Annotated in this window: 22 protein-coding genes; 12 read left to right on the top strand and 10 right to left on the bottom strand. The window is 69.9% G+C overall.

Translation table 11 applies throughout. The features are described 5' to 3' along the window. Positions 1-613: 613 nt before the first annotated feature. Complete coding sequence (locus ACGFJ7_RS06920; RefSeq protein WP_392641225.1) at positions 614-1,171, top strand: hypothetical protein; 558 nt, start codon at positions 614-616, stop codon at positions 1,169-1,171. Positions 1,172-1,173: 2 nt separating this feature from the next. On the opposite strand, the gene ACGFJ7_RS06915 is transcribed toward ACGFJ7_RS06920, so the two are convergent. The 7 genes from ACGFJ7_RS06915 to ACGFJ7_RS06885 are packed head-to-tail and all read right to left on the bottom strand — an operon-like array spanning position 1,174 to position 10,286. After that, positions 1,174-1,773, bottom strand: a complete 600-nt coding sequence (locus ACGFJ7_RS06915; RefSeq protein ID WP_392641326.1) for a hypothetical protein — start codon at positions 1,771-1,773, stop codon at positions 1,174-1,176. Further along, complete coding sequence (locus tag ACGFJ7_RS06910; RefSeq protein ID WP_392641223.1) at positions 1,773-2,885, bottom strand: M23 family metallopeptidase; 1,113 nt, start codon at positions 2,883-2,885, stop codon at positions 1,773-1,775. Before ACGFJ7_RS06910 ends, ACGFJ7_RS06915 begins: the two co-directional genes overlap by 1 nt. Then, a complete protein-coding gene (locus ACGFJ7_RS06905; protein WP_392641221.1) occupies positions 2,882-3,430 on the bottom strand; it encodes a hypothetical protein in 549 nt (182 codons plus the stop codon). The genes ACGFJ7_RS06910 and ACGFJ7_RS06905 overlap by 4 nt, the downstream gene beginning before the upstream one ends. A gap of 4 nt (positions 3,431-3,434) precedes the next feature. Then, positions 3,435-5,432 (bottom strand): MFS transporter, encoded by a 1,998-nt coding sequence (locus tag ACGFJ7_RS06900; protein ID WP_392641219.1) that lies wholly within the window; start codon positions 5,430-5,432, stop codon positions 3,435-3,437. A 1-nt stretch (position 5,433) separates the two neighbouring features. Beyond that, positions 5,434-9,594 (bottom strand): ATP-binding protein, encoded by a 4,161-nt coding sequence (locus ACGFJ7_RS06895; protein ID WP_392641217.1) that lies wholly within the window; start codon positions 9,592-9,594, stop codon positions 5,434-5,436. A gap of 34 nt (positions 9,595-9,628) precedes the next feature. Beyond that, positions 9,629-9,991 carry a hypothetical protein gene (locus tag ACGFJ7_RS06890; RefSeq protein ID WP_097317554.1) on the bottom strand — a complete coding sequence of 121 codons (363 nt, stop codon included), beginning with the start codon at positions 9,989-9,991 and terminating at the stop codon, positions 9,629-9,631. A gap of 1 nt (position 9,992) precedes the next feature. Next, positions 9,993-10,286: a hypothetical protein gene (locus ACGFJ7_RS06885; RefSeq protein WP_097317555.1), complete on the bottom strand. Its 294-nt coding sequence runs from the start codon at positions 10,284-10,286 to the stop codon at positions 9,993-9,995. Positions 10,287-10,627: 341 nt separating this feature from the next. Between ACGFJ7_RS06885 and folP the strand changes: the two genes are divergently transcribed. The 7 genes from folP to ACGFJ7_RS06850 all read left to right on the top strand — a co-directional run bounded on the left by folP (position 10,628) and on the right by ACGFJ7_RS06850 (position 15,106). Beyond that, positions 10,628-11,464 carry a dihydropteroate synthase gene (gene folP / locus ACGFJ7_RS06880; protein WP_392641324.1) on the top strand — a complete coding sequence of 279 codons (837 nt, stop codon included), beginning with the start codon at positions 10,628-10,630 and terminating at the stop codon, positions 11,462-11,464. A 5-nt stretch (positions 11,465-11,469) separates the two neighbouring features. Then, positions 11,470-11,841 (top strand): dihydroneopterin aldolase, encoded by a 372-nt coding sequence (gene folB / locus ACGFJ7_RS06875; RefSeq protein ID WP_360247262.1) that lies wholly within the window; start codon positions 11,470-11,472, stop codon positions 11,839-11,841. Continuing rightward, positions 11,838-12,365, top strand: coding sequence for a 2-amino-4-hydroxy-6-hydroxymethyldihydropteridine diphosphokinase (gene folK, locus ACGFJ7_RS06870; protein ID WP_360247260.1), 528 nt, complete (start codon positions 11,838-11,840; stop codon positions 12,363-12,365). Before folB ends, folK begins: the two co-directional genes overlap by 4 nt. Positions 12,366-12,400: 35 nt before the next feature. Further along, entirely contained in the window at positions 12,401-12,868 is a 468-nt protein-coding gene (locus ACGFJ7_RS06865; protein WP_360248255.1) for a DUF3180 domain-containing protein, read from the top strand. Between the two features lie 135 nt (positions 12,869-13,003). Further along, positions 13,004-14,248 (top strand): ABC transporter permease, encoded by a 1,245-nt coding sequence (locus ACGFJ7_RS06860; protein ID WP_392641215.1) that lies wholly within the window; start codon positions 13,004-13,006, stop codon positions 14,246-14,248. Positions 14,249-14,267: 19 nt separating this feature from the next. Continuing rightward, positions 14,268-14,558: a hypothetical protein gene (locus ACGFJ7_RS06855; RefSeq protein WP_360247256.1), complete on the top strand. Its 291-nt coding sequence runs from the start codon at positions 14,268-14,270 to the stop codon at positions 14,556-14,558. Between the two features lie 56 nt (positions 14,559-14,614). Further along, positions 14,615-15,106 (top strand): hypothetical protein, encoded by a 492-nt coding sequence (locus ACGFJ7_RS06850; RefSeq protein WP_360247254.1) that lies wholly within the window; start codon positions 14,615-14,617, stop codon positions 15,104-15,106. Between the two features lie 7 nt (positions 15,107-15,113). Here ACGFJ7_RS06850 and ACGFJ7_RS06845 read toward each other — a convergent pair whose 3' ends face one another. Then, positions 15,114-16,109, bottom strand: coding sequence for an ABC transporter ATP-binding protein (locus tag ACGFJ7_RS06845; protein WP_392641213.1), 996 nt, complete (start codon positions 16,107-16,109; stop codon positions 15,114-15,116). 2 nt (positions 16,110-16,111) lie between these two features. Here ACGFJ7_RS06845 and ACGFJ7_RS06840 point away from each other — a divergent pair, with 2 nt between their 5' ends. The 4 genes from ACGFJ7_RS06840 (at position 16,112) to ACGFJ7_RS06825 (ending at position 20,313) form a co-directional block, all read left to right on the top strand. Next, entirely contained in the window at positions 16,112-16,834 is a 723-nt protein-coding gene (locus ACGFJ7_RS06840; protein ID WP_392641211.1) for an ABC transporter permease, read from the top strand. Continuing rightward, positions 16,831-17,544 (top strand): ABC transporter permease, encoded by a 714-nt coding sequence (locus ACGFJ7_RS06835; protein WP_360247248.1) that lies wholly within the window; start codon positions 16,831-16,833, stop codon positions 17,542-17,544. The genes ACGFJ7_RS06840 and ACGFJ7_RS06835 overlap by 4 nt, the downstream gene beginning before the upstream one ends. Before the next feature lie 139 nt (positions 17,545-17,683). Then, complete coding sequence (locus tag ACGFJ7_RS06830) at positions 17,684-18,679, top strand: glycine betaine ABC transporter substrate-binding protein (RefSeq protein WP_360247246.1); 996 nt, start codon at positions 17,684-17,686, stop codon at positions 18,677-18,679. A gap of 110 nt (positions 18,680-18,789) precedes the next feature. Beyond that, complete coding sequence (locus ACGFJ7_RS06825) at positions 18,790-20,313, top strand: hypothetical protein (RefSeq protein ID WP_392641208.1); 1,524 nt, start codon at positions 18,790-18,792, stop codon at positions 20,311-20,313. A gap of 4 nt (positions 20,314-20,317) precedes the next feature. Here ACGFJ7_RS06825 and ACGFJ7_RS06820 read toward each other — a convergent pair whose 3' ends face one another. Together ACGFJ7_RS06820 and ACGFJ7_RS06815 are read right to left on the bottom strand one after the other, a co-directional pair. Next, positions 20,318-21,442, bottom strand: coding sequence for an NADH-quinone oxidoreductase subunit D (locus tag ACGFJ7_RS06820; protein WP_360247242.1), 1,125 nt, complete (start codon positions 21,440-21,442; stop codon positions 20,318-20,320). Positions 21,443-21,459: 17 nt separating this feature from the next. Beyond that, positions 21,460-22,437, bottom strand: a complete 978-nt coding sequence (locus ACGFJ7_RS06815; protein WP_392641206.1) for an SAM-dependent methyltransferase — start codon at positions 22,435-22,437, stop codon at positions 21,460-21,462. Positions 22,438-22,454 lie beyond the last annotated feature (17 nt).

Genomic DNA, 22,454 nt, shown 5'->3' with positions numbered 1-22,454 from the left:
GCGAAAACCTCGCCGGCCCCGACCCCGTCGACGGCCCGCACCAGAAGAGACCCGGCCGGGGCGGCAGCGAGAAGGCGAACGAGCAGAGACCGCAGAAGACCGAAAACCCGGGAGTCGGTGGCGGTGGCGTCGACAGTGAGATGCCCGGTGCCGAGAAGAGGAACAAGGGCGGGAAACTGAGCGTCGTCAAGCGGCTGAGCGGCACCGAGCCGAACAAACTGAGGAGGATAGACGCCACCGAGCGGCGTGTTGAGCGACTGAGCCTCGAGCGGCGCCCCCAGCCACCCCGGCGCGAGGGCAGCCGCGGCAACCCGAAGCTCCTCGACAAGCCGATGCTGCTCGAGCGGATCGGGCGTCATCCCCCCGTCCCCATCGAGGACAGCCGTGGCGGCATCAGCCACAGCAGCCGCCTGCCGGTGCAAAGCGGCAGCCTGATGGACCCGCGAAGCCGGATCAGACACCGCTCTCACCTCCTGTGTGTGCGGATAAAACTTATCCCAGAGCAACCCAGCCATCGCGTTCCCGGTACACCGTCTCTGCCCGAGTCGCGAAGCTTGTGCCACTCGGTAGCCGAGAGAGCAGATACGAGTAACGAGGCACTACTGTCGTACGTGTGCAACCGCAGGAGCCCGCACCCGGCCCGTTCCCCCCACCCGAGCCGCCCCACCAGCCGGACAGTGGAGTGCCGCCGCAGGCCCCGGAAAAGCCCCAGAAGCCCCGCAACCCCCGCCGCCGCTTGTGGCTGGCGGTAGCCGCCGGCATAGTCGCCCTGCTATGCCTGGGTGGCGCCGGCGTAGCCGTCCTCCTATACGACAAGGAAACAAAAATCGACCGCGCCGCCCCCGACGCAGTCGTCGACAATTTCCTCCGCGCCTACCTCGTGAACCGGAACGAAGAAGAGGTTGCGTTGTACGCCTGCAAGTCCGGCGGCGATTTCGCCGCTCTGGAGGCGTACCGGACCGACATTCAGAATCGCGAGAGCCGGTTCTCGATCAGTATTCAGATCAGCTGGGAAGGCCTTCGAGTGGCCACCAACAGCACTCAGGGAACAGTTGACGCGGACCTGACTCGTGCCATCGGCGACGGCAGCGAACAGATCACCGACAGTTGGCGCTTCGCCGTCATCGACGAAGACGGCTGGCGCGTCTGTGGCGCTACCAAGACCGGTTGAACCTACTCCAGCCAGAGCATGTGCACTGGTACCTCCAGAGTCCTTGGCGTGCGGCCGCTCCATGCCCAGCGGTACCACTCCAGCTCGGGGGCTACTCGTACGCAGATGTCGCCGTTGTTGTTCGTGTGTATCTCGGTGACGGCTCGCAGGTTGCGTTGTTCATCGCCGGAATCGAGCATCCGCACGACGCGTAGGCCCGTGAGGCGCGCGGAATCGATTGCCTTGATGGGGCCGCGCCGGGAGGGTTCGTCGAGCGACACCAGCTTCGATGTCACGTCCGTGGCGGTCGGCGTCAGCCCACTGATTCCATACTCTTCGACCCAAACTCGTTCGACCGGGATCAAGGGAGCGAACACCTCGGTCTGCTCGGACTCGGCGCGGTACCACTCGCCTTCCTGCATGACCGGCACATAGGTGCGGCTGCCTTGCACCACCTTTTCGTCCGACCGGAGGTCGCCTCGCCAGCCATGACCAGGTGATCCGACCAGGACGCGCTTCCCTCTCAAAGACCCGCTCATGGCTGCCGGCGTGGGCACGATCGGTCGCGGCGGCTCCAGCGATCCGTCGGGCATGGCAAAGGGGTCGGGCACCGGTCCGCCGATCATCCCGCACCTCCCAGCGGCGCTCCCTGCTGTCGCATGAACGTTACGGGGTCGATGGCGCCGGCTTTCGACCGGTCGTTGTTGAGGTGCACTTCGTAGTGCAGGTGCGGGCCGGATGAGTTACCGCTGGTACCGACGCGGCCGATGATTTCGCCCGCCGTCACCTCCTGCCCCTCCTTGACGAATGGGCGCTGCACCATATGGCAGTACCTCGTCATGACGTTTCCCGCGTGCTGAATTTCCACCATCCAGCCGCATCCGCCCTTGCCCGGGTAACCGTCGGTGTTGCAGGTCTGTCGTCCATTGTGGTCTTCGTCGCACTTGACCTTCGAGACGATGCCGCTCGCCGCGGCGGCGATCGGCGTGTACCGCCCGATGATCAGATCCACGCCCTGGTGGTTCGGACGCGACGCGCTCCGGAAGCCCGACCCGACGACCGCGCTGACCGGAAGAGTCCAGCCGGAGGCGGCGATTTGACCCGCAGAGGTGCAAACCATGGCGAGTGAGCTGCCGACCGCGTTCGCCGCTCCGTCAGCCAGCTGGTTCACGATCCGGGTCGCGAGTGGCTCGTGCTTCGCGTAAGCGTCGGGGTACGCGCTGATCTGCACCTTCTGGGCGGCCTCGGTGAGTGCCATGCTTTCCCAGCCGGAGATCGTCTTAAGCTTGTCGTAGAACTTTGTGGCGGCGTAGACCGGGTCCATGACCTGGGCCGGCGTACCCCAGCCTGTGCTTGGACGCTGCTGGAAGAGACCCAGCGAGTCGTGGTCGTTCCGTGCGCCGAGGTTGCCGAGGTTGGTGAGCCGCGACTCCTGCATGGCTGTAGCGATGGCGATGACCCAGGCCCTAGGCGGCATCTTCAGGTCCGCACCGACGTTGATGATGACCGCCGCATTGCGCATCTGAGTTGCGCCGTATGGCCGCACACGCGGCAGCTTCGAATCCGGGTCGACCGGTCCGCCCTTGCCGCAGCCCATCGCGGCGTTCAGTTTGTTGCCCTCATCGGCGAGACCACCGAACAGCAGGGCCGTGGCGCTGCCTCCGCAGCACAGCAAGACAAACGTCGCAGCGAGAGCGACCAGAAGGACAATTTTACGCGGCCGAGGAACACTCACGCCGATTCCCAGTCGATGCCGTCGACCAGCCAGTGACCGTTCGGTGAAATCAGGCGGAGGCTGAGCTTGCCCGAGTCCATCGTGACGACCGCGTTCACCACGGTGGTGCCGACTGGGACGAGACTCGGCCGCCCGACGACCCGGTCGGCCGGGACGCTGGCCGGGTCCACCCCTTCAAGCTCGTTCGCGAGTTTCTTGGTGGCATTTGGCAGCAGCTGATCGCGCCACGCCTTCGGGGTGATGTCCTGGTGGTCGGCCCAGGCCGACGCGAAGGCGTAGGCGACGGCCTCCGGCTGAGCTCGTCCGGGACTTGTCGACGGTCTCGGCGGCGGCTCCGTGTCGATGACGCTGTCGTCTTCGGACGGGTCGACGCTGACAGCCGGCGCGGGCGAACCCGCACCTAACGAAGGTTGTGAGGAGTCGTGGTCACCGGCGAACAGGCGACCGAGTCCGACGATCGCCAGCACAATCACCGCGAGGACGATGGCGACACCCCACCGGGACCTGAAAATCCGGTTCAGGCCGAGTTCCAGTGACCGCGGCATTTGATCACTTCGCCTCGGAGCGCACCCGCGGCGTGGCCGGTGCTGCCGGCTCCGGCGCTGTAGTGCCAGTCTCCGGCCGGTAGATCGCGAAGGACGCTGGCCGCTCGGCCTCGTCCGGCTCCGTCCAGGTGGACGTCGGCCGCGATCGGGAGGCTGTGGTGGCTTTCTCCTTCTTGCCGGCGGAGTCTTTCTCGGAAGCCGGCGCATCAGCGATGTCACGAACAGACTCGTTACCGTCCGGCCGGGTCGGGCCGCTGTTTCGCCTCCCGGATCCAGCGATGACGGGAGCCGAATCGCCGCGGCTCGCGGCGGAGTGCGCGGGGTCCTCGAGCCTGGCTTCGGGTCGCAGGTTCGTCTGATCGACGTACACGGTGCGGCCGCCCTTGCCGACAACCTGACGATTGTCGCCATCGGCGGTTTCGGTCTTCGCCGCCTCCCGCATGTCGCGGAAGAAGTTCCGGGTCCAGGAACCTGTGGCGATCGTCCGCGCCCCATCCTTGCCGCCGAGTTGCGTGATGCGACGGTACGGCCGGAGAAGCAGCCAGCCGGCGACGCCACAGAGCCAGACCAGTGTGACCTGCAGCCAGCCCGGCAAGCTGACAGTGCTCATGATCATGTCGACCGCGAACAGGTAGATCGCCGCGCCGGTCCCGAAGATGAGGATGTTGAACACCGCGGCCACAACGGCGTTGCCGAGCCGCTTGATGCCCGCGCTCGCCGGGCGGAGAAGACCGATGGTTCCCAGGATGGGAGCCGCGATCACGGCCCAGCGGAAGACGAGGAAGCCGAGAAGAACCAGCACCGACGCCGTAAGGTCGAACATCGCGAACAGGATCGCGGCAAGCATGGCTATGAACCCGGCACCAATGCGGTCCATTCCGTTGGTGCCTTTGAGGTACTCGTAAGCTTCCGGGTCCTCCTGCTTGATCTGTTGCGCGACCGTCGCCCACTGCGTCTGCTTGGCCAGGAGTGTCGCGTCGCGTGTCTCCGGGTTCTGGCGGATCTTCTCCGCCTCGCTCCAGGAGAGCGAGCGTGCGTCGTAGAGGGCGCGTCCATACTTCTGAGCCGTGACACTGTCCGCTGAGCCGAGGATTCCCCTCAGCCAGTTGCGGTAGAGCATGGTATCCGTCACCGTGTCGCTGGCGCGAACGGCCGGCGGCCGGTTGTCCTTGCAAGCGGCCGGATCGCCGAGCTTGCAACCGGCGGCGGCGTCTCCGTCAGCGGGCCGAGGACCGACCGCGTCATGGACGACGCTCAGTGTGGAGATCAGTGTCTGATCGGCGATGTTCGCCGATTTGATGGGCCATGCGGCGATCGCGGTGACAATCACCATGATCAGGATGGCCCAGCCGGCGGTGGTCGTCGCAGCGCCCATCTCGGCCTGGCGGGAGCGCCAGAGCAGGTAGATGCCCACGACTGCCAGAGTGACAACGCCGAAGACGCTGAAGACCTTCTCGTAAACGGCCTTCGTGGCCTGATCCACCAGGGGGTCGGCCCAACCCCACAATGAGGCTGGGTTCCAGGCCCGTTCACGCAGTGCGTTGGACGCTCCGATGACCGCCGTTGCGATCATGAATTCGCCGTTAGCCACCGTCGTCTCGAACTTGTAGTCCGGGTCGATAAGCGTCGATGCGCAGCCGCTGTCCAGGTCATAGGTTGTGTAGCTGTATCCCGCATAGCCGTATCGGCTGTAGATGCCCTGCGGTCCGGGCTTGGTGGCCGACTCGGGACGTTCCGCGAACCATCCAGCAAGACCTGAATCAGGAGTGCTTGGCGTCGGTGGTTTCTTACACTCAACATCATCCGACACCGCGCCCGAGAGCCGCTTGACGCAGCCGGGGATGTCCTGCTGCCACTCCTCGACGCTGCAGGCGCCGCCTGGGACCTTTGCTGGTAGCCCCGACGGAGCGGCTGAGGCCGCTGGGGCGGCGACTGCCCATGCGATCGACGCTGTGACGATGACGAACATCGTCAGCAGCAGCGCCAATCCCCGCCGCACCATCTCAAGCCTCCAGGTCAGACGGCGACATCGGAATGGCCGTCGGTGGTGCCTTTGCGGCCGTCGGTGTCGTGTCCAGGTGTTCGAGCAAGCCCTCGACGTACGACACGTCGACCCGGACCTTCTGCACGCGCCCGTCCACGTCACGCATCACGAACTCGCGGAAACCCAGTCGCGTCGACGACGAAGTGTCCACTTGCGACAAAGAGGCTAGCGTCGCCTCGTAGCCGTCGTGCACCGGCACCCGGAGCAGGCGCAGCGCCTCCGAGGCGATCTCCTGGTCCTCCGCGATGCGGCCCACGAAGACCGTCGACACCAGGTTCTGCACGTCCAGGCCCAGGATGTCGCGCGGGTTCTGCGAGGCCACCAGCGCCGCCAGGTTCCACTTCCGGGAGTCACGGGCCAGGCGTACGAGGAACGAACGGCCCGACCGCCAACCCTCCATGAAGTGCGCCTCGTCCAGGCCCACCATCTTGCGGGACGACATCGACCCGCCGTAGCAGCGGCGGACCGCCAAGCGGTGCGCCGTGTGCAGCATCGGCAGGGCCAGCGACTCCTCGGCCGACCAGTACTCGCGTTCGATCTTCAGGTCGGGCAGGCGCAAGCCGGCCATCGTGATGACCGTCAGCGCCGCGTCCGCGCCCAACAGGTGTTGTGGCGGCGAGCCGAAGAACAGCAGCGCCAGCGGCATCTCCGCCGTGTCGAGCAGCAGGTTGGCCAGTTCCTTGCCCTCGTCGTTGTCCAGGTTCTGCAGGGTGCGGACCACGTCGTCGAGGGTGGACGTCTCCTCGGCCGGCACCTGCCGTACCGCGTGCCGCAGCAGCGTCGCCGTCGACGCCTCCTTGGCCACCTGCGGCGGCACCAGCATCGAGCAGATGTCCTGGACCAGCATGCGGCGTTCGGCCCGGGCGTTGGAGACCGCGATCTCGAACTCGCGGTCGCCGCCCGGCCCGGTCGCGAACTCCGAGCGCACCGGTGTCGGAATCAGCGCGTACGGCGCCAGCGTGCCCTGTTCAGAACCGGTCAGGTTGAGCACCCGCGAGTACGGCCGCAACTCCGGCATCTGGCACAGCCGGGCCAGCGGGCCGGACGGGTCGAGCAGGGTCACCTGGACGCCGCGGCGGGCGTTCAGATAGCCGAGCGCACCCATCAGCGTCGACTTTCCACCGCCGGGCTCGGCCACGAACACGCCGAGGCCGGAACGTTCCCGCACCTCCATCGGGAAGTGCAGGTCGAGGAAGACCGGCCGCCGGCAGGTGCCCGCCGTACGCCCGATCAGGTCGCCTCGCCGGTCGCCGACCGTGGACGCCGCCTGCGGCAGGGCCGCCGCCAGCAGCTTCACCGGCATCCGGCGGACGTAGCCGGTGTTGGCGATCGGCTCGCCCGGGATGAACTCGCGGGCCAGCTGGTCCTGGTTCTTCGGGTGCTGCAGCGAGATCCGCATCTCGCGCGAGTAGAGCTGGATGAGCCGCCGGGCCCGTTCCAGGCATTCCTCACGGGTGGCGCCGCCGACCGCGATGCGGTGCCAGCCGTGCGCGCGGGCCGACTCGACCGGCAGGCCGGTGGTCATCTCGTCGCCGATGACCAGGGCGCGCTTGGCCAGGCGCTCCAGTTCGGGCGGGGCGTCGATGCCGTGCTCGGCGTAGTCGAGCTGCTGCGACCGGATCATGCGGAGCCGGTGCTCGAGGTTCTTGAACGAGCTGCCGGAGCCGAGGATGTCGATGCGCGAGGAGATCTCCATGGGCCACGGCAGCCGCTCGTGGAAGTGCAGCCACGGCTCGTGCTTCTCGGGGATCTCCAGCGGCTCCATGCGGCCGACGGACAGCACCGCCACGTGCCTTTCCTCGCCGGTCATGCGGTTGACCAGCTTCACCGTGGAGCCGTACGGCGTACGGTAGCGCTCCACCTGCTCGGTCAGTGCCAGCAGATCACCGGTGTCCCACTGCCCGTTGGTGACGGGCGAGAGCGGCCCGGGCGGCGACATGCACAGCGCGACCGAGCGGAACAGCAGCCATTCCAGCTCCTGCGGGGTGACCCGGCGCCCGCGCATGCCGAACGCGTTGAGAACTTCGTCGAACTGCTCGACCGTACGGCCGAGCTTGCGCCTTTCGCTGTCCGACGTGCCGCGCCCGAAGATGCGCAGGATGCGCTCGGAGAACGTGTCGCCCAGCGAGCGCCGCGCGAAGGTGACGCCCAGGTAGGTCTGCCCTTCGGCGTGGTTGACCGAGAGCAGGTGCCGTTGGGCGGCGACGAGATGGTCGGACCAGCTGGTGCCGCCGCGCACGTCGGGCAGCGGTTTCGCGGTGAACGAGTCGACCGTGCGGGCCCACTCGTCGGCCGGGAAGGGCCGGTTGGTGCGGCGCAGGTGCAGCCGGAAGCCGGCCAGGCCCGCGTACTGCTCGGAGATGGCGCTGAGCAGGGCTTCCCGCTCGGCGTCGGGACGGAAGGCCCAGCGCACCTCGGGCAGCGAGTACCAGGCGGTGACCGTGCTCTGGGTGAAGGTCAGGTGCCCGGCGATCTCACTGATCTCCAGCTCCATGGCCGGATCGCGGTCGTTGAACTTCAGCTTGTGCGGCCGCAGCGGCGCCGGCCGTGCCTTCTTGTCCTGCCGGACCGGCAGGTTCTTCGGCTCCTTCTTGCGCTTGGCCGGGGACTTCTCCTTGCGCTTGGCGGGGGCTTTCTCCTGCGCGGGCACGGGGAGCGGTGCTTGCGCTTGCTGGGTGTACGGGTCGGCCAGCTCTTGGGCGTACGGCGCATCCGGGCTCGCCGCGCTCCGGCGATCCCGCACCGGCGGAAGACCGGAGCTGCCCACGGTCTGCCAGAGCGGCGGCGTCGACACCGGTGGCGCCGGCACCGGGTCGGTGGCGGGCGGAGTGGCCGCGCCGACCTGCGGCGACGCCGGCCAGTTGTCGAAGTCGGGCCAGTCGTCGTCGCTCAGGTCCCCGGTCGACTCGAAGAAGTCGGCCTGCGGCCCGATGGGCGCACGGCTGTACGGCGACACCGGCTCCGGCACACCCCAGGCACCGGCCGCGCCCTGATCGAAATCGGACGACGGGGCGGGTACGGGGGGACCGTCCACCGGCACGACACCAGGCTCGACCGGCACCGGTGAGTAGGCCGGCGGCGAGGAGTCCCGGCCCGAGTAGGCCGATGGCGAGAGGTCAGGCGGCGAGAAGTCAGGCGGCGTGGAGCCAAGCGGCGTGGAGTCAGGCGGCGAGTAGGCCGACGGCGGGAAGGCCGGGTCTGCGGAGTCCGGCCGCGACGAGACGGGCTGGGCGGAGACAGGCTGGGCGGAGCTGGGCTGCGCGGAGACCGGCCGCGAAGCGGAAGGCGGCGGGACCGGCTGCGCGGAGACCGGCCGCGAAGCGGAAGGCGGCGAGACCGGCTGCGCGGAGACCGGCCGCGAAGCGGGAGGCCGCGAGATCGGCGGGAACGAGACCGGCCGCGACGATTCGGGCGGCGATGAAACCGGCCGCGAGGTTTCGGGCGGGGACGACACCGGCCGCGACGAGACGGGCGGGGACGACACCGGCCGCGACGAGACGGGCGGGGACGAGACCGGCCGCGACGAGACGGGCGGGGACGAGACCGGCTGCGAGGATTCGGGCGGGGATGAAACCGGCCGCGACGAGGCGGGCGGGGATGAAACCGGCCGCGAGGAGAAGGGCGGAGATGAGACCGGCGGCGAGGAGATCGGCGGAGATGAGACCGGCGGCGAGGAGATCGGGCGCGACGGAATCGGCGGCGCGGGGGGCGCGGCGGCCTGCGGCGGCTCGGGGTCGGCGACCGGGGGTGGGCCGAAGCCGTTGGCCGGCCGGTCGTCGAAGTCGAAGCCGAAGTCGAACTCGGCCCCGTCGTCGGGAATCGTGCGGGATTCACTCGCCGGAGTGCTCTGGGCGGGAGCCGGTGCGCCCACCCCGCCGAACAGGTCGAGGAACGGCGAATCGATGTCGAGCGTGGTGTCGACGGCGGAGCCCCGCGGCCGTACGGGCTGAGGTGGCTGGAAGACGCCCACCCCGCCGTGCCCCGGCGCGGCGACGAGGTCTTCCGCCCCCTCGTCCGGGGAATCTGGCGAAGCGTAGTGGTCCGAACGCACACCGTTACTCTGCATGCCCGGCCGCTGGGCCGCCGCGCGGGGATGCCCGGGCGGAATCGGTCCGGTCATGCGCCTGCTCCGTGGAAGAGGGCGATGGAACTGGTCATACCAACTCCTCCCGAACCCGGATGCGAGTGGCGACAAGACGCGGATCGCGCCGCTCGTCGGCCGGCTCGCGGGTGCGGCGCCAGTCGGTGAGCGCGGTGCGGATGACGACTCGAGCCGGACGGTCGGGGTCGACGTGCCGGAACACGTACGACGTGGTGACCATCGCCAGCGCGATCTCCCAGGCGGGGAAGGCGTCGAACTTGAACGTCATCAGATAGTGCAAGAGCATGAACAGGGGCACCAGCGCCACGAACATGCCGTACTGGGCGTAGGGCAGGTGGACGGGCAGGGTGTATCCCGGGGGGCCGAGGTAGAGCAGGCGCGCCCGGTAGATGTCGTCGTCGGTGCGAAGCCGCATCTCAGCTGAAGATCAGATCGATGAGGAAGTCGCCGACGAAGAACAGGGTGGCCGCGCCGGCGATGAAGGCCAGGCCGACGATGGCGATGGCCGAGCTCGTCAGCACCTTGGAGATCTCACCCCGGCTGGCGCGTCCAATGAAGATCACGCCGAGCACCGCGAGCAGGATCGGCGCGATGTTGCTGGCGAAGAACTTGACGACGCCATTGGTGTCGATGCCCTTGGGTTCGGGCGCGGCGAGTGTGGCCTGATGGAGCAAGGCCGCGGCCTGCGTGGCGAGCTCAGTGGCGATCATCGGTAAACCTCCCCGTGCCCGGCTAGGGGGTTCCGGACACGCTGCAGTTGTGAAGCCTCACGGCAACGCCCATATCGTGCTACTTCCCCACCCTGCGCGTCGAGTGAGCCGTTCGGGCAGTGCCATGCTCGTCTGCTCTCTCCGGTTGGTTCAATGATGCCCAGATCCGAAGAGTACGGCTCGCACTTCTTGGCTACAAGCGTCTGAAACGTTACGCAAGGTGATGGCGTGCGTGAAAATGAGTCACGGTCCATCGTACGCACGTGCGACAAGAGTGCTCGCCGTACCCTCGTCCTGTGACGACTCAGCCGACGGAATCGCAGGTCGCGGGCCACCGCCTGATGCATGTGGATCACCCGGTCGTGATGGGGATCCTCAACGTCACGCCGGACTCGTTCTCGGACGGTGGGAAATACACGGACGAGGAGTTCGCAGTTGCGCACGGGTTGGATCTCCGGAAAGCCGGCGCGGACATCGTGGACATCGGCGGCGAGTCGACACGCCCGGGCGCGGAGCGGGTGGACGCGTCGACCGAGATCGCGCGGGTGGTCCCGGTGATCGAGCAGTTGGCCGCGGCGGGGGTGCTGATCAGCGTCGACACCACGCGGGCGGCGGTGGCGGCGGCCGCGCTCGAGGCCGGCGCCACGGTGATCAACGATGTGTCGGGCGGGCTCGCCGACCCGGGGATGACCCGGGTGGCGGCCGAGGCCGGCTGTCCGTTGATCTTGATGCACTGGCGTGGACACTCGCGGCACATGAATGAATTGGCCGTCTATTCCGACGTGGTGGCCGAGGTACGCGACGAACTGCTCCAGCGCGTGGACGAAGCGCTCGCCGCGGGAGTCGCGCCCGGACAGATCATTCTCGACCCCGGTCTCGGCTTCGCCAAGACGGCCGAGCACAACTGGGCCCTCAGCGCCCACCTCGACGTCCTCGTCGGCCTCGGCTTCCCGGTGCTGTTCGCGGCCAGCCGCAAGACCTATCTCGGCCGCCTGCTGGCCGGCCCGGACGGCACGCCGCGACCGGTCGAGGAGCGCGAGGCGGCCACGCTCGCCACCTCTCTGCTGGCGGTCGCGGCCGGAGCCTGGGGAGTCCGCGTGCACGACGTGCGATCCACGGCCGACGCGCTCGCGGTCTGGCGCGCCACCGGTGCTCCACGCCTGCGTACGGCAAGCTAGAGATCATGAACGAGGAGCAGGGGCGGATCTCGCTCAGTGGGCTGCGCGTGCGAGGCCGGCACGGCGTGTTCGACTTCGAGCGCGAGCAGGGCCAGGACTTCGTGATCGACGTACGGCTCGACCTCGATCTGCGCCCGGCCGCGGCCAGCGACGACGTGACCGACACGGTGCACTACGGCGAGCTGGCCGAGCGCCTGGCCGCGATCGTCGGCGGCGAGCCGGTCAACCTGATCGAGACGCTGGCCGACCGGCTGGTCACCGCCTGCCTCGAGGATCGGCGGGTCGCCACGGCCGAGGTCACCGTCCACAAGCCCCAGGCGCCGATTCCCCTCGAGTTCGCGGACGTCGCGGTCACCCTGCGCCGGAGCCGGTCGTGACGCGTGCCGTCCTGTCGCTGGGCAGCAACCTCGGCGACCGGCAAAGACATCTTCAACAGGCCGTACGCATCCTCGGCGCCAGCGTCGTGACGATGTCCGGTGTCTACGAGACGCCGCCGTGGGGCGACGCCGACCAGCCCCCGTACCTCAACGCGGTGGTCCTGGCCGTCGACCCGAAGGCCGCGCCGCACGACTGGCTCCAGCGCGCCCGGGCCGCCGAGGCCGCCGCCGGGCGGGTCCGTGACCCGGAGCGCCGATTCGGGCCGCGCACCCTCGACGTCGACGTCATCGCCGTCTGGGACGCCGACGATCAGCCGGTGACCAGCGACGACCCCGAGCTGACGCTGCCGCACCCGCGGGCCCACCTGCGGGCGTTCGTGCTGCGCCCGTGGATCGACATCGAACCGTACGGGCGGCTGCCCGGGCACGGCCGGCTCACCGATCTGCTGAACGACCCCACCCTCGCGGGCGACCTCGCCGGGCTGACCCCGAGGCCCGACCTCCCACTAGAGTCGGACGCGTGAGCAGCAACCCGCAGGCGCCCAAGTCGGACCCGTCGATGCGCCCGACCAGCATCTCGGTGCTGATCGTGGCCGGGCTGGCCTCGGCCGCCGTGGGCTGGCTGCTGCTCAGCTTCTCCTATTCCTCCCTGCCCGAGCTGCCCTGGTCGCCGGTGATCGTGCTGGCCGTGCTCGCGGTGGCCGAGGGCCTGCTCGCGCAGAACACGAGCGCCCGCATCCAGCGCAAGCCGGGCACCATGCCGGTCGACCCGCTGGCGGTCGCGCGATATGTCGCTCTTGCCAAGGCGTCCTCGCTGGTCGGTGCGATCTCGGCCGGGTTCTCGGCCGGCCTGCTGGCCTGGCTCGCGATGGAGCCGACCCAGGCCGCGCACGACGACCTTCCCAAGGCCGTCGGCGGCGTCGTCGGTGCCCTCGCACTGATCGGCGCGGCTCTCTGGCTGGAGCGGGCGTGCCGCGTCCCGGAGCGTCCCGACTCCAAGGACGAGGAAGATTCCGACCTGCGCTGATATCGCAGGAAAAGCCGGTGTTTTCGGCCTTGAACTGAGACCGACCTCTATCCGTATGCTCTGGGCGCGGGGGCTTGCGACCCGGCGGATCTCGGCGTGCCGACGCGCGGGGACGCACAGGAGGGAGGCACGGCTATGGCGTACGACGAGGCGACCTACCGCCGGCCGGCCGAGGAGCAGCCGACCGACCCCGCCGCGTACCGCGCGAACACGCTGGCCGCGGCCGAGCAGCGCCGCCGCGCCGAGCAACTGGACGATCCGGGCGACAGCACGACGACCGACGTCATGCGCCGGGTCGACGCCGACGAGGACGGGCGGGACCGGCTCGGCATCCACCTCGGCTGGGAGGTCGTGCTGCTGGTCGCCGCCGTGGCGATCGGCTACATGCTCTGGCGGGCCGACTCGGACGCCCTGCAACGCCCCGGCCTCGACAACCTTCTCGTCACCGGCGCGGCCATCGGCCTGCTCACCCTCGGCGCCGGACTGACCCTGCGGGCCGGCGTGCCCAACCTGGCGCTCGGCCCGATCGCCCTGGCGGGCGCCCTTCAGTACGCCGAGCAGGGCGACCAGGGCCTGGTCAAGTCGGTCGTGCCGGCGCTGATCATCGCCGCCGCGGGCGCCGTGGTGATCGGCCTGCTGATCCTCGTGCTGCACGTGCCCGGCTGGGCGGCCACCCTCGCCGCCGGCTTCGGCGTGATCGTCTACGACCAGCTGCGGATCGCGCCGGTCGTGGTGCAGGGCGACTACGACCCGACCGACCAGGCCTTCTTCCTGTTCGGCGGGTTCGCGCTGCTGGCCGTGCTCGGCGGCGCCCTCGGCACGGTCGGCCCGGTGCGCCGCTGGCTGGGCCGGCTGCGACCGGCCGGTGACCCGGCCACCCGCCGGGGCGCGGTCGTCGCCGTGCCGGTGATCGGGACGCTCGTGCTCTCCTCGGCCTTCGCGGTGGTGACCGGCGTGCTGTTCGCCGCCCAGTCCAGCACCCCGATCGTGCCCGGCACGGGCTTGGAGTGGACCGGCATCGCGCTCGGGCTGGCCATGCTCGCCGGTACCAGCGCGTACGGCCGCCGGGGTGGGATTTTCGGGACCCTGTTCGCGGTCAGCGCGCTGACGCTGTTCCTCGACTACCAGACCCGCGAGAAATTCGACATCGCGCTGTTCGCGATCGCGGCCGCCGTCTTCGGCGGCGGGCTGATCGTCACCCGGCTCGTGGAGACGTACGGCAAGCCCCTGCCGGCCGCCGGGGAGCCGGACTGGAACGCGGCGCCCGCCGCCACCGGCGCCAACTGGTCGCCCGACCTGCCGGAGACCTGGTCGACGACGACGACCTCGACCGGCCGCACCGACCGCTGGGACGCGGGTCCGTGGGGGACCAGTCGTTGATCGCTTTATGCTTGCCTGCATGACCTCTGGAAGCTTCGCCGAGCTGGACGCCCTGCCCACCGAGGAGCTGCGCGAGCGCGCCTTCGCCCTGGCCCGGGAGCGGCACGACATCAAGTTCTTCTGGACGGTCTTCCGGAACCTGCCGGACGCCGACGAGGCGGCCGAGCTGGACGGCGCGCCCAACTCGATCGGCCCGATCATCGACGAGGCGGTCGCGCTCTGGCGCGAGTTCGAGGGCCACATCGCGTACGGAGAGCAGGAGCCCTTGCTGCGCGCCGCCTTCATCGATTATCTCCAAAAGGACCACTGACCAGCGCATTCATCAGCATCGTTTGAAACGGGAGCCGCGCTGGGAATTAGCCGCGCATGGCTCTCGGTAACCGATACAAGTCTGTGCCTGGTGCGGGCACCCTTGCCGCGCTCATACTCGTGCTCGTCTTCGGCAGCCCCTGGTACGCCGACTGGGCGAGCAAGAACGCCGACCCCGAAACCGCCGGCGGCTGGTTCCTCAACCTGCTGGCCTGGCCGCGCTGGTCGTTCGACACCAGCGACTCGCTGCGCGACATCATCGTCACCGACCTCAAGGCGATCCTGCTGGTCGTCCTGACCGCGCTCTTCCTCTACCTGCTGCCCGGCTCGCAGCTGGCCCGGGCCCGCGGCACGATCAGCCAGTTCTTCTCCGGCTGGTCGGCGTACATCTTCGCGGGCGGGTTCGCCGCCCTGTTCACCACCCTGTTCCTGGCCAACCCGTCGCTGATCAACGCCTTCCGGGCCGCGGGCAACGGCGCCTCGTACGGCCTGTTCGTGGGCTGGATCATCGGCCTGGCCACCCTCGGCGGGTACCGGGGCACGCGCTAGACCTGGATCAGACCGAGGCCGGGGTGTCGAAGATGGCGGACCGCGAGACCGTGCCGACGGGCCGGCCGTCCTCGACCACCACCACCTCGACCGCGTCCACCGTGAGCATCGCCGCCAGCGCGTCGTGCAGCGTGCCGGTGATGTCCACGGTGGGCCGGTCACCGGCCTGCAGGCCGTCGGCCGGTTGCAGCGCGTCGCGCACCGGGGTGACCGCCAGCCGGCGGATGCCCCGGTCGGCGCCGACGAAGCTGGCCACCGCGGCCGAGCTCGGCCGGCTCAGCAGCTCGGCCGGCGGGGCGAACTGCTGAAGCTTGCCACCCTCGGCCAGCACCGCGATCCGGTCCCCGAGCCGCACCGCCTCGTCGATGTCGTGGGTGACCATGACGATCGTCTTGCGGACCTCGGCCTGAAGCTTGAGGAACTCTTCCTGAAGCCGGCCGCGGGCGATCGGGTCGACCGCCGAGAACGGCTCGTCCATCAGCAGCACCAGCGGGTCGGCGGCGAGCGCGCGGGCCACGCCCACCCGCTGACGCTGGCCGCCGGAGAGCTCGTGGGGGTAGCGGTCGCGGTATTTCGCGGGGTCGAGGCCGACCAGGTCCAGCAGTTCGTCGGCGCGGGCCTTGACCCGGGCCCGGTCCCAGCCGAGCAGCTTGGGCACGGTGCCGATGTTGGCGCCGATCCTCTGGTGCGGGAAGAGTCCGACGTTCTGAATCACGTAGCCGATGTGGCGGCGCAGCTCGACCGGGTTGCGATCGTGGATGTTCTGCCCGTCGAGCAGGATCGTGCCCCTGGTCGGCTCGATGAGCCGGTTGATCATGCGAAGGATCGTCGACTTGCCGCATCCCGAGGGGCCGATCAGCACGGTCAGCTCACCGGCGCGGACCTCGAGGCTGAAGTCGCCGACCGCCACCGTGCCGTCCGGGTAGGTCTTGCCGACGTCCTGGAGTGTGATCGAGGCAGCGCTCCGGCCGGGTCCGCCCTCGGTGATCGCGGTAGCGTCCACGTATGTCCTTCCTGTCGTGGGCCCCGGCGGGCGCCCCGCCGCTGGCCGCACCCGCCGACGACGGGCCGGGGAATCCGTGGTTCTCCTGGCAGTACGTCCAAGACAACTCCGACATCATCCTCGACAAACTAGGATTTCACGTCGGCATCACGATCGAGACTGTGATCATCGCCCTGCTGGTGGCGCTCCCGCTCGCCGTCCTGGCGTACTGGATCAAACCGCTGACCGGGCCGATTCTCGCACTGTCGGGCGTCCTCTACACGATTCCGTCGCTGGCGTTGCTGGCCCTGCTCGCTCCGCTGCTCGGCGCGACCAGCCGGGTGCCCGTGCTGATCGCGCTGGTGCTGTACGCGCTGCTCATCGTGATCCGCAACGCGCTGACCGGCCTCACCCAGGTGCCCGACGAGGTCAGGGACGCGGCGGCCGGCATGGGGTACGGCCGCTACGGCCGGCTCTGGCGGGTCGAGCTGCCGCTGGCGCTGCCCGGCATCGTCACCGGCCTGCGGCTGGCCACCGTCTCGACGGTGGCGTTGGTCACCATCGGCTCGATCATTGGCAACGGCGGCCTCGGCGATCTGATCCTGGGCGGCTTCGCCAACAACTTCTACAAGGCCGAGATCCTGACCGGCACGGTGCTGTGCGTCGCCCTGGCCCTGATCCTCGACCTGGCGCTGGCCGGCTTCGGCCGCCTGCTGACGCCGTGGAGCCGCCGGAGGGCCTCGTGAGCTACTTCTCGGACGGCATCACCTGGCTGAACGACCCGCTCAACTGGACCAACCCCGGTGGTCTGCTCGATCGGCTTCAGGAGCATCTGGTCATCAGCTTCTGGGCCGTCCTCATCGGCTGCGTGGTCGCCCTGCCGCTCGGCATCTGGCTGGGCCACCGGGGCCGGGGCGGCGGCCTGGTGATCACGGTGGCCAACCTGACCCGGGCCATCCCCACGCTCGCCCTGCTCACGATCCTGCCGCTGACCGCGCTCGGCTTCGGCAAGCTGCCGGTCATCGTCGCGCTGGCCGTGTTCGCGGTGCCGCCGCTGCTGGCCAACGCCTACACCGGTCTGCAGGCGGTCGACCCGGAGACCAAGGACGCGGCCAGGGGAATGGGACTCTCCGGCGGCCAATTGTTGCGCCGGGTGGAACTCCCGCTCTCGGTCCCGTACCTGGCCGCCGGCCTGCGGACGGCCGCGGTGCAGGTGGTGGCCACGGCCACGCTCGCAACATTTGTCAACGGCGGTGGGCTCGGGCAGATCATCACGGCCGGATTCGGGCTCGGCATCAGCGTCGGCGGGGGTCAAATTGTGGCCGGCGGCATAGCTGTGGTGGTCCTCGCACTTCTCGTCGAAGGGATCTTCGCCCTCGTGGAACGCCTGGTCACGCCCCGTCCACTGAGGTCCGTACGCCGGCGGAAGGTGGCCGCGACCGACCCGGCCGGGTAACGGACCCGCAACTTTGCCGAAAGTTGTCACACCCAGCGGGTAGACCTTTCTAGGCAGAGAAACGGGCAACGCACAGCGGCTGCCCGTCCGGACACGCGGCGCGGCCACCTGGCCGCGCCGGGACACAGAAGGCGGCAGTATGCGTCGAAACATCTTCTTGGCGGCCGCCGCGGCAACCGTGGCCGTCGTCTCGCTCGCCGCGTGCGGCGACGCGGGCTCCTCCGGCACCGAGGCGCCGCCGTCCGCCGCCGCGGGCGCCGGGTGCGCACCCGTGGCCGGTGACGCGCTCGTCGTCCTCGAGGACGACAAGAAGCTTCAGAACACTGACAACGTGATCCCCGCGATCAACAAGAAGGCGTCGTCGCCCCAGCTGATCGCGGCCCTCGACAAGGTCTCGGCCGCGCTCGACACGACCAAGCTCATCGCGCTGAACAAGGCGGTCGACATCGACCGCAAGTCGTCCAAGGCGGCGGCCCAGGAATTCATGACGGCCAACAACATCGCGGCCGGCCTGGCCAAGGGCCCCGGCGGCAAGATCACCGTCGGCGCCGGCAACTTCACCGAGAGCGCCACCCTCGGTGAGATCTACGGCCTGGCCCTGACCGCGGCCGGCTACACGGTCACCGTCCAGCAGATCGGCAACCGTGAGCTCTACGAGCCGGCGCTCGAGAAGGGCAGCGTCGCGGTCGTGCCGGAGTACGCGGCCACCCTGGCCACCTTCCTGCAGGGCAAGGTCGACAAGAACGGCGCCGACCCGTCCTCCAACGACCTCGACACCACGGTGAAGAACCTGACCGCGCTCGGCGAGAAGGTGGGTCTCGTCTTCGGCAAGCCCGCCGCCGCGCAGGACCAGAACGCGTTCGCCGTGACCACCGCGTTCGCCGACAAGAACGGCCTCAAGACGCTGTCCGACCTGGCCGCCAAGTGCTCGGGCGCGGCCACCGTGCTCGGCGGCCCGGCCGAGTGCCCGCAGCGTCCCAAGTGCCAGCTCGGCCTGTCCGAGGTGTACAACTTCCAGGCCGGCAAGTTCTCCAGCCTGGACGCGGGCGGCCCGCTCACCAAGAGCGCGCTCAAGCAGGGTCAGATCAGCGTGGGCCTGGTCTTCAGCTCCGACGGGTCGCTGGCCGCGGGCTGACGGTTTCCACTGTTCGCGCAGTGTTGCGAAGGTGAGCGCCGGGTTTCAGCCATCTGAAGCCCGGCGCTCCACATTTGCCCTCCCGCCCACCCTGGGTAATATCGGCGCCCATGCCGGAAGAGGAACCTGTCGCGGGTCACAGCGCGCGCCTTCTCCGCGGCCTTGTCTGGGCGGGCGTTCTGCTCGCCCCGCTGGCCGCGGTGGTCGTGCTACTCGGCGACAACTCGGGCTCGGTGCGCTTCGCCGTGCTGCTCATCGCGGCCAGCGTCGCCCTGATCGGCGCCTCGGTGCTGATCCGCGGCGACACGGTGCTCCAGCGCGCCCACGTCGAGGACCGGGTCGCCGAGGAGGTGGCAGTCCTCCGCCGCGATCTGCGAGCCGAGTTCGGCCGGCCCGCCGCCCCGGTACACGCCGCGCCACCCCCGATGCCCGAGCCGGCCTATGACGAGCCGTCCTACGACGAGCCGGCCTACGACGAGCCGGCCTATGAGAAGCCGGCCTACGAGAAGGCGGCCTACGACGAGTCGCCTTATGAGGCGCCGTCCTTCGACACCTCTCCGTACGACGACTCGCCCTTCTTCGCCGAGGACCACGGCGACGCGATGGCGCCCGCGCCCCCACCCGCGCCCGGCCGCGCGGGTGTCGCGGCCGCGTCCGGCGCGGTGCGGCCGCCGGCCCGCACGGGCCCCGGCATGAGCACTGGTGGCCGCAAACCGGCCCCGGCGCCCGCCGCCCGTCCGATGCCGGCCCCGGCCGCCGCGGCCGCGGCCGCCGTGCGGGTCCCCGCCGCCTCCGCTCAGGTCCCGTCCGGCGCGGCCTCCGTCCCGATGGGCGCGGCTTCGGTTCCGACGGGTGCCGCCTCGGTTTCCGCAGGCGCCGCCTCGGTTCCGGCGGGTGCCGCCTCGGTTCCGGTGGGCGCGGCCTCAGTTCCAGCCGGCGCGGCCCAGGTTCCCGGTATGGCCCAAGTTCCCGGTGGGGCTCAGGGCCCGTCCGGCATGGCCCAGGTACCCGGTGGGGCTCCGATGGCCGGCGCGGCCCAAGTTCCCGGCAGTGGCCCGCTGCCGCGTCAGCGCGGAGCGGCCTCGGTACCGGCTCCACCCGCTCGGGGTACGCAGTACGGCGGCTCGGCGGCGCCCGAGTTCCTCGAGGACGACTTCGGCGCCAGCAACGGCTACCTCGACACCCCGGAACCCCCGGCCCCCGCGGTCTACGGCTCGCAGGCCGTGGGCGCCACCTACGGCGCGCCGTCGTCGCACGACGAGTTCGCCGCCCCCGACGGCTACGGCTACCAGGGCGAGCAGGGCTACTACGACGACTACCCGGAGGCGACCGGTTACGGCCGGCCCACCGAGTACGGCCGCCCGGCCGACTACGACGAGTCCGCCGACTACGACCACAGCGGCGAGTACGGCACCTCCGGCGCCTACGGGCAACCGGCCACCTACGGGCAGCCCGCCACCTACGGCCAGCCCACCGACTACGGGCTCGACGGTGGCTACGACGAGGCCCCCAGCGACCCCGCCTACAAGGCCAAGCGCCATCGCCCGTCCGCCAACGACACCAACGTCGGCACCCTCGCCGACTTCGCCTCGTACCCGGCCGGCGGCGACGAGGATCACGGCCCGCGCTACTGAGCGGCTATTTGTCGATGTCCCCGACCACGAAGAACATCGAACCGAGGATGGCGATCAGGTCGGGCACCAGGCAGCCCGGGATCAGCGTGGCCAGCGCCTGCACGTTCGCGTAGGAGGCCGTGCGCAGCTTCATCCGCCACGGGGTCTTCTCGCCGTGGGACACCAGGTAGTAGCCGTTGATGCCGAGCGGGTTCTCGGTCCACGCGTACGTGTGCCCCTCCGGCGCCTTGACCACCTTCGGCAGCCGCACGTTGACCGGGCCGGCGATCCGGTCGACCCGGTCCAGGCACTCCTCGGCCAGGTCGAGTGACACGTACACCTGCTCGAGCAGCACCTCGAAGCGCGAGTGGCAGTCGCCGGCCGTGCGCGTGACGACCGGGACCTCGAGCTGGTCGTAGGCCAGGTACGGCTCGTCGCGCCGCAGGTCGAGGTCGAGTCCGCTGGCCCGTGCCACCGGCCCGGACGCGCCGTACGCGGCCGCCTGCTCGGCGCTGAGGACTCCCACGCCGACCGTGCGGGCCAGGAAGATGTCGTTGCGCCGGATGATGTTGTCCAGGTCGGGCATGCGCTTGCGGACCGTGCCGATCGCCTCGCGGGCCCGCCCGGTCCAGCCCGCCGGCACCTCCTCCTTGAGGCCGCCGACCCGGTTGAACATGTAGTGCATGCGGCCGCCGGAGACCTCCTCCATCACCGCCTGGAGCGTTTCGCGCTCGCGGAACGCGTAGAACATCGGCGTGATGGCGCCGATCTCCAGCGGGTAGGAGCCGAGGAACATGAGGTGGTTGAGCACCCGGTTGAGCTCGGCCAGCGCCATCCGCAGCCAGGTCGCGCGCTCGGGCACCTCGATGCCCATGAGCCGTTCGACGGCGAGGGCGACGCCGAGCTCGTTGGAGAACGCCGACAGCCAGTCGTGCCGGTTGGCCAGCACGAGGATCTGCCGGTAGTCGCGCACCTCGAACAGCTTCTCGGCGCCGCGGTGCATGTATCCGACGATCGGCTCGCAGGAGACCACGCGTTCACCGTCGAGGGTGAGCTTGAGCCGCAGCACGCCGTGGGTCGAGGGATGCTGCGGCCCGATGTTGAGCACCATGTCGGCGGTCTCGAGGCCGGCCCCGGTCCCTACGGTCATCTCGCGCAGCGCATCGGTCACAACAGCATGCTCCCACGCGCTCGAGTCCCGACGCTGTGCAGCAGCCACCAGTGCCCCCCGAGCCCCGCCGGCTCGATCAGCTCGGCCGCGGCTCCGGCGGCGGCGAGACCGCGGACGTAGGCCGCCGGGTCGGTGCGGGCAAGGTCCATCGATGGTCGTCCGCCGTCGATTCCCAGCGCTTTCAGCGCCTCACGCTGGCGGATCATTGTGTACGGCGTCCCGGCCGCCCACGCCACGGCGTCCATCGCCACGTGCGCCGTGACGTCGCAGGACCCGTCCGGTACGGGCGTCACCTGCCGCCCGGCGCGGAACCCGGTCAGCGTCCCGAACGCCGGCCGCTCGTCGCGCAGGTGCCCGTAATCCACGGCGAGCGCCCACCCGTCGCGTACCCGTTCGACCGCCGAGGCCCACGCCGCGTCCCGGGTCCAGCCGATCTCGGCCCGCCCCCGGCCCGGCCACCAGCGCCGCAGCCAGAACAGGTCGGCCGCGTCGACCGCCCCACCCAGCGACTCGTTCCCGGTCGCCGGATCGACCAGCACCTTGCGCAGGTGCCCCGCGTCGTCGAGGTCGGCCACGTCGAGCGGCACGTTGTCCAGCCACTCGGTCGCGATCAGCAGCCCCACGATCCCGTCCGGCACGTCCCGCCGCCAGGCGATCCGCTCCGGCAGCCCGGAGGGCCGAGGGGCCACTTCCACCCCGGTCAGCCGTACGCGCCGGGACAGCTCCGCCGGAAGCATCGCCGCCAGCGTGGCCAGCAGCTCACCGCGCCCGGCGCCCACGTCGACCAGGTCGAGCGCCTTCGGCCTTCCCAGCGCCTCGTCGGCCCGCTCGACCAGCCGCAGCAGCGCGCCCGCGAACAGCGGCGAGGCGTGCACGCTCGTCCGGAAGTGCCCGGCCGGCCCGTCGTCACCCCGTACGAAGAACCCGCCCGGCCCATAGAGGCCGGCCGTCATCGCCTCCCGCCACCCGGTCATGAGGGCCAGCGTAGGGC

It is taken from the genome of Actinoplanes sp. NPDC048988 (assembly GCF_043197815.1).
Lineage (GTDB): Bacteria > Actinomycetota > Actinomycetes > Mycobacteriales > Micromonosporaceae > Actinoplanes.
This window is presented reverse-complemented; position numbering and strand designations above follow the sequence as displayed.